The 7087-nt window shown below is 67.0% G+C and carries 4 protein-coding genes; 3 read left to right on the plus strand and 1 reads right to left on the minus strand.

Annotated features, from left to right (window positions below; translation table 11 throughout):
* Positions 1–41: 41 nt before the first annotated feature.
* Together mfd and DCO49_RS11580 are read left to right on the plus strand one after the other, a co-directional pair.
* Complete coding sequence (gene mfd / locus DCO49_RS11575; RefSeq protein WP_116864166.1) at positions 42–3506, plus strand: transcription-repair coupling factor; 3465 nt, start codon at positions 42–44, stop codon at positions 3504–3506.
* 95 nt (positions 3507–3601) lie between these two features.
* Positions 3602–4192: an HD domain-containing phosphohydrolase gene (locus DCO49_RS11580; RefSeq protein ID WP_108768250.1), complete on the plus strand. Its 591-nt coding sequence runs from the start codon at positions 3602–3604 to the stop codon at positions 4190–4192.
* 79 nt (positions 4193–4271) lie between these two features.
* Here the strand turns inward: DCO49_RS11580 and DCO49_RS11585 are convergent, their stop codons facing one another.
* A complete protein-coding gene (locus DCO49_RS11585) occupies positions 4272–6365 on the minus strand; it encodes a M13-type metalloendopeptidase (RefSeq protein ID WP_116864167.1) in 2094 nt (697 codons plus the stop codon).
* A 189-nt stretch (positions 6366–6554) separates the two neighbouring features.
* On the opposite strand from DCO49_RS11585, the gene DCO49_RS11590 reads away from it, so the two are divergent.
* Positions 6555–7013: a DUF4262 domain-containing protein gene (locus DCO49_RS11590; protein ID WP_116864168.1), complete on the plus strand. Its 459-nt coding sequence runs from the start codon at positions 6555–6557 to the stop codon at positions 7011–7013.
* The last annotated feature ends 74 nt before the right edge of the window (positions 7014–7087 follow it).

Raw genomic sequence — 7087 nt, forward strand, 5'->3', positions numbered from 1 at the left:
CACACGGTCGCGACAAACCCTTCTGCTAAGATCGGCGGTCCATGTCGCGTACCTCATACCCCGCCCCGCCGTTGCCTCGCGCCGGCCAGCTCCGCGCCTGGTGGCGCGCCCCCGCCTCGCCGACCGCCCTGGCCTGGTACCTGGTCCAGGCCGCGCGCGCGCACAACGCACCGCTGCTGGTGATCGCCCGTGACAACCACGGCGCCAACCAGCTCGAAGCCGACCTGCAGACCCTGATCGGCACCGATCCGGACCTGCCGGTGGTGGCGTTCCCCGATTGGGAGACGCTGCCCTACGACCGCTTCAGCCCGCACCCGGACATCATTTCGCAGCGCCTGGCCGCCCTGCACCGCCTGCCCACGCTCAAGCGTGGCCTGGTGGTGGTGCCGGTGCAGACGGTGCTGCAGCAGCTGGCTCCGCGCAGCTACGTCATCGGTGGCAGCTTCGACCTGAAGGTCGGCCAGCGCCTGGACCTGGAGGCCGAGAAGCGGCGCCTGGAAAGCGCCGGCTACCGCAACGTGCCGCAGGTGATGGACCCGGGCGATTTCGCCGTGCGTGGTGGCCTGCTCGACGTGTTCCCGATGGGCGCCGACGAGCCGCTGCGGGTGGAACTGCTGGACGAGGACATCGATTCGATCCGCGCCTTCGATCCGGAAAGCCAGCGCTCGCTGGACAAGGTCGAGTCGGTGCACATGCTGCCTGGCCGCGAAGTGCCGATGGACGATGCCAGCATCGCCCGCGTGCTGGGCACGCTGCGCGAGCGCTTCGATGTCGATACCCGGCGCAGCTCGCTGTACCAGGATCTGAAATCCGGGCTGGCCCCGGCCGGCATCGAGTACTACCTGCCGCTGTTCTTCGACCGCACCGCCACCCTGTTCGACTACCTGCCCGCCGGCAGCCTGCCGGTGGTGTGCACCGGTGCGGATGAAGCGGCCGTCGCCTTCTGGGCGCAGACTGGTGACCGTTACGAACAGCGCCGCCACGATGTGGAACGGCCGCTGCTGCCGCCGTCGGCGCTGTACCTGTCGCCGGAACTGCTGCGCGAACGCTTGAACGATGCCGCGCGCATCGAGGTGTGGGCACCCGAGCACGCACGCATCGCCGATGCGCATGCGCTGGGTGACCAGCCGCTGCCGCCGCTGCCGGTGGCCGCACGCGAAGCACCGGCCGGCGATGCACTGAAGTCCTTCCTCGGCCACTACCCGGGCCGGGTGCTGATCGCCGCTGATTCACCGGGCCGCCGTGAAGCCCTGCTGGAAGTCCTGCAGGCCGCCGAGCTGAAGCCACCGGTGGTGGCCGACCTGCCCAGCTTCCTCGCCGACGATGCGCGCTTCGCCATTACCGTGGCGCCGCTGGAAGACGGCTTCGCGCTGGATGAGCCGCGCATCGCGGTACTCACCGAGCGCCAGCTGTTCCCCGAGCGCGCCGGCAGCACCCGCCGCACGCGCCGTGCCGGCCGCGAGCCGGAAGCCATCATCCGCGACCTCGGCGAGCTGACCGAAGGCGCGCCGATCGTGCACGAAGACCATGGCGTAGGCCGTTACCGTGGCCTGATTGCGATGGACGTCGGCGGCATGCCCGGCGAGTTCCTGGAAATCGAATACGCCAAGGGCGACCGCCTGTACGTGCCGGTGGCCCAGCTGCACCTGATCAGCCGCTATTCGGGCGCATCGGCGGAAACCGCGCCGCTGCATTCGCTGGGTGGCGAGCAGTGGACCAAGGCCAAGCGCAAGGCCGCCGAGAAGGTGCGCGACGTGGCCGCTGAGCTGCTGGAGATCCAGGCCCGCCGCCAGGCGCGTGCCGGCCTGGCGCTGCAGGTGGACCGCGCGATGTACGAACCGTTCGCCGCCGGCTTCCCGTTCGAGGAAACCCCCGACCAGCTGGCCGCCATCGACGCGACCCTGCGCGACCTCGCCAGCAGCCAGCCGATGGACCGCGTGGTCTGCGGCGACGTCGGCTTCGGCAAGACCGAAGTGGCCGTGCGCGCGGCGTTTGCCGCGGCCAGCGCCGGCAAGCAGGTGGCGGTGCTGGTGCCGACCACGCTGCTGGCCGAGCAGCACTACCGCAATTTCCGCGACCGCTTCGCCGATTACCCGCTGAAGGTGGAAGTGCTGTCGCGCTTCAAGAGCACCAAGGAAATCAAGGCCGAACTGGAGAAGGTCGCCGCCGGCACCATCGACGTCATCGTCGGTACCCACCGCCTGCTGCAGCCGGACGTGAAGTTCAAGGACCTGGGCATGGTCATCGTCGACGAGGAGCAGCGTTTCGGCGTGCGCCAGAAGGAGGCACTGAAGGCGCTGCGCGCCAACGTGCACCTGCTGACCCTGACCGCCACGCCGATCCCGCGTACGTTGAACATGGCGATGGCCGGCCTGCGCGACCTGTCGATCATCGCCACCCCGCCGCCGAACCGGCTGGCGGTGCAGACCTTCATCACCCAGTGGGACGACGCGCTGCTGCGCGAAGCCTTCCAGCGCGAGCTGGCGCGTGGTGGCCAGCTGTACTTCCTGCACAACGACGTGGAAAGCATCGGCCGCATGCAGCGCGAGCTGTCCGAGCTGGTGCCGGAAGCACGCATCGGCATTGCCCACGGGCAGATGCCCGAGCGCGAGCTGGAAAAGGTGATGCTGGATTTCCAGAAGCAGCGCTTCAACGTGCTGCTGTCGACCACGATCATCGAATCGGGCATCGACATCCCCAACGCCAACACCATCATCATCAACCGCGCCGACCGCTTCGGCCTGGCCCAGCTGCACCAGCTGCGCGGCCGCGTCGGTCGTTCGCACCACCGTGCGTATGCCTACCTGGTGGCGCCGGACCGTCGCTCGATCACCCCGGATGCGGAAAAGCGCCTGGAAGCGATCGCCTCGATGGACGAACTCGGTGCCGGCTTCACCCTGGCCACGCACGATCTGGAAATCCGCGGTGCCGGCGAACTGCTGGGCGAGGACCAGAGCGGGCAGATGGCCGAAGTGGGCTTCAGCCTTTACACCGAGCTGCTGGAGCGCGCGGTGCGCAGCATCAAGCAGGGCAAGCTGCCCGACCTGGATGCCGGCGAGGAAGTACGCGGTGCCGAAGTGGAACTGCATGTGCCGGCGCTGATCCCGGAAGACTACCTGCCGGACGTGCACACCCGCCTGACCCTGTACAAGCGCATTTCCAGCGCGCGTGACAGCGAGGCACTGCGCGAGCTGCAGGTGGAAATGATCGACCGCTTCGGCCTGCTGCCGGATGCGGCCAAGCACCTTTTCGCCATTGCCGAACTCAAGCTGCAGGCCAACACCCTGGGCATCCGCAAGCTGGACCTGGGCGAGAACGGCGGCCGCATCGTGTTCGAATCCAGGCCGAACATCGACCCGATGGCGGTGATCCAGCTGATCCAGAAGCAGCCCAACCTGTATGCCATGGAAGGGCCGGACAAGCTGCGCATCAAGCACCCGCTGCCGTTGCCGGAGGACCGCTTCAACGCGGCCCGTGCGCTGCTGCTGACCCTGGCGCTGCGCTGACCCCGGCGCACGCGTTACCCTATGCACCACCCCACCCCATCCGGGCCCGCAGACGCGGGCCTTGTTGTTTCTGCGTGCCAAGGCGGCGCCACCCCATGCTTGATTCCAACCCTCCCGATCTGCTGCACACCGATGCCTGCCTGGTCGATGCACTGTCGATGTCGCTGCAGATGCGCGATGCCTACACCCGCCATCACTGCGACCGCGTCGGCCTGCTCGCGCAGCGCCTGGCCGTCCACTGCGACATGGACAGCGACAGCCGCGCGCACGTCGGCCTGGCCGCGCGCTTCCACGACATCGGCAAGATCGGCATCCCCGATGACGTGCTGCTGAGCCCGCGCCGACACACCGACGAGGATCGCGCGATCATGCGCGAGCACCCGGTGCGCGGCGAACACATCTTCCTGGCCACCGGCCGCAGCGATGCGGTGCCGGTGGCGCGGCTGATCCGCGCCCATCACGAAGCCCACGACGGCAGCGGCTACCCCGATGGCCTGCACGGCGAGTCGATCCCGCTGGGCGCACGCATCCTCACCGTGGTCGACGCCTACGACGCGATGACCAGCGCCCGCCCCTACCGCCAGGCGATGGAGCATGACGCGGTGCTGCGCATCCTCGATGAGCAGGCCGGTGGGTTGATTGACCCGTACGTGCTGAGGCGTTTCCGCGACATGCTGGCCGGGTAGCGTCGACCTCCCGGCCCACCACAGCAAAAAAAGCCCCGCTTTCGCGGGGCCTTCTGCACTCAGACAACCGCCGTGGCGATTACCAGATCACCACGCGCTTGTCGTCGGCGCGCACCATCGCATCACCGGCCTTGCACTGGAACGCAGCGGCGTAGGACGGCATGTTCGACGGTGCGCCGTTGGCGCGGAAGTTGGCCGGTGCGTGCGGATCGGTGTTCAGGCGCACGCGCAGCTCGCCATCGGTGAAGTTGCGGCGCCACACGGTGGCCCAGTTCATGAAGAAGCGCTGGTCCTGGCTGTGGCCGTCGACTTCGACGTTGGCCTTCGGGTCTTCCTTCAGGGCCATCTGCAGCGCGTCGTACGCCACGGTCAGGCCGCCCAGGTCACCGATGTTCTCGCCCAGGGTCAGCTTGCCCTTCACGAACACGCCCGGCACCGACTCATAGCCGTCGAACTGCGCGACCAGCTTGTCGGTACGCTCGGTGAAGGCCTTGCGGTCACCGTCGGTCCACCAGTTGTCGAAGTTGCCGTTGGCGGCGAACTGGCTGCCCGAATCGTCGTAGCCGTGCATCATCTCGTGGCCGATGACCGCACCGATGCCGCCGTAGTTCAGCGCCGGGTCGGCCTTGGCGTCGAAGAACGGCGCCTGCAGGATGGCGGCCGGAAACACGATCTCGTTCTTGGTGGCGTTGTAGTAGGCGTTGACGGTCTGCGGGGTCATGCCCCACTCGGTCTTGTCCACCGGCTTGCCGATCTTGTCCAGCATGTAGCGGTAGTTGAACGCACGCGCCGCCTGCATGTTGCCCAGGTAGCTGTCACCGTTGGTCTGCAGGCCTGCCCAGTCACGCCACTTGTCCGGGTAGCCGATCTTCGGGGTGAAGCTGGCCCACTTCTCCAGTGCCTTCTTCTTGGTTTCTTCGCCCATCCACGGCAGCTGCTCCAGGCGCGCCTTCAGTGCCTGCGACAGGTTTTCCACCAGATGCTGCATGGCGACCTTCGACTCGGCCGGGAACACGGCGTCGACGTACAGCTGCCCCAGCGCTTCACCCATGCCGCCGTTGACCGACTCCAGCACGCGCTTCCAGCGCGGCTGCATTTCCTTCTGGCCACGCAGGGTGGTGCCGTAGAAATCGAAGTTGGCCTTCTCGAACTGGCTGCTCAGGTACGGCGAGGCATCGTCGATGGTGTGGAAGCGCAGGTAGGCCTGCCAGGTGCTGGCCGGCACATCGGCGAGCATCTTGTCCATTTCACCGAAGAAACCCGGCTGCGCCAGCGAGAACTTCTGTGCGGCCGGCACCTTCAGGGTGTCGAACAGCGCGGTCCAGCTGAAGTTCGGGGTCAGCTTGTCGGCATCTGCGGCGCTGAGCGGGTTGTAGCGCTTGGCCGGGTCACGCATTTCGATGCGCGACATCGAGGCCTTGGCCAGGCGGGTTTCGAAGGCCATCACGGCCTTGGCCTGCTCGGCGGCCTGCGCCGCGTCCAAACCGGACAGAGTCAGCACCTGTGCGATGTAGGCCACGTAGGCGTCGCGGATCTTGGCCTGCGCATCGTCGAAGTAGTAGCCCTTCTCCGGCAGGCCCAGGCCGCCCTGGCCGACGTAGGCGATGACGTTGGCCGAATCCTTGTAGTCGGCATTGGCGAACAGCGAGAACAGCACGCCCTTGCCCTCGGCCTGGCTGTCGCGCAGGTACTGGGTGATGGCGGCCGTGTCGTTCAGCGCGGTGATCTTGTCGAGCTGCGGCTGCAGCGGGGTCAGGCCGGCGGCCTCGATCTTGGCTTCGTCGTTACCGGTCTTCCAGATGTCACCGATCTTGACCTCCACCGAACCGGCCTTGGCCTGGCTGGCGGCGGCCTGCTCGACCAGCGCGTGCTGCACTTCCAGCGAGCGCTCGCGCAGGATCTCGAAGCTGCCCCAGGTGGTCTGGTCGCCCGGCACCGGGTTGGCCTTCAGCCACTTGCTGTTGACGAAGCCGTTGAGGTCGGTACAGGCGGCGATGGACGGATCCAGGTCGGCGCTGTTGAGCGAGATCAGCGGGGTCTTGATCTGCGACTGATCGAAGGCCGGCTTGGCATCGGCGGTGGCGGCCGGCGCGGTTTCGTTCTTGCCACAGGCAGCCAGCGACGCAGCGATGGCGATGGTCAGGCCCAGCGGGACCAGGTTGCGGACGTTCATGGAGTCTCTCTCCGACGGCGAATCGTCCAGCGTAGCGGGCGCGGCGGTGCCGGGGACCGGCCAAAGGTCACAGGGGGACTGGGCTGCGGATGCATTCGTCCCTGGTGCGAGGGGTTTCACCCATGCCGCACAGTGGCGGCGCTATGCCAGACTGGCAGGTATCGCCCCCACGACACCCGTTTGAAGCACATGGCCGACAGTCCGACACGCCGCGATGAGACCGTGGCCGAGCATATCCGGCGCTACGGGTGGCATTGCCTGCATGTCCAACCAGATCACCCCGACCAAGCTCCTTTTTCCTACACCATCGGCTTCAACCAGTGCCATCAGGCCCCCGAAGTCATGGTCTTCAACATGCCCCGTGACAGGGCACATGCTCTGCTCAGTGCCTGCGCCGCGATGCTCGCCGAGGGGCATCGGATACAGCCTGGCATCAGGAATGGCGACGTCCTGTCAGGGGGATACGACGTCATCTTCAGGCGCGTCGATCCCCGGTTCCACCAGGAGTACCTCGGAGTGGCCCTTCGACACGCGCCGGAAGCAGCGCTCGATGCCGTGGTGATGTTCCTTCCCGATGCCGATCACCGCTACCCCTGGGAGGATGGCTACGCATACGTTGACGTCAGCGAAGCGCTGGGCATCGTCTAGCAAAGGTCACGGGGCCTGCCCCTGTAGAGTCGAGCCATGCTCGACTGCGCCTTTTGCACGCCATGAAAGCAGTC

Source organism: Stenotrophomonas sp. SPM, from assembly GCF_003105135.1.
In the GTDB taxonomy this organism is placed as follows: domain Bacteria; phylum Pseudomonadota; class Gammaproteobacteria; order Xanthomonadales; family Xanthomonadaceae; genus Stenotrophomonas.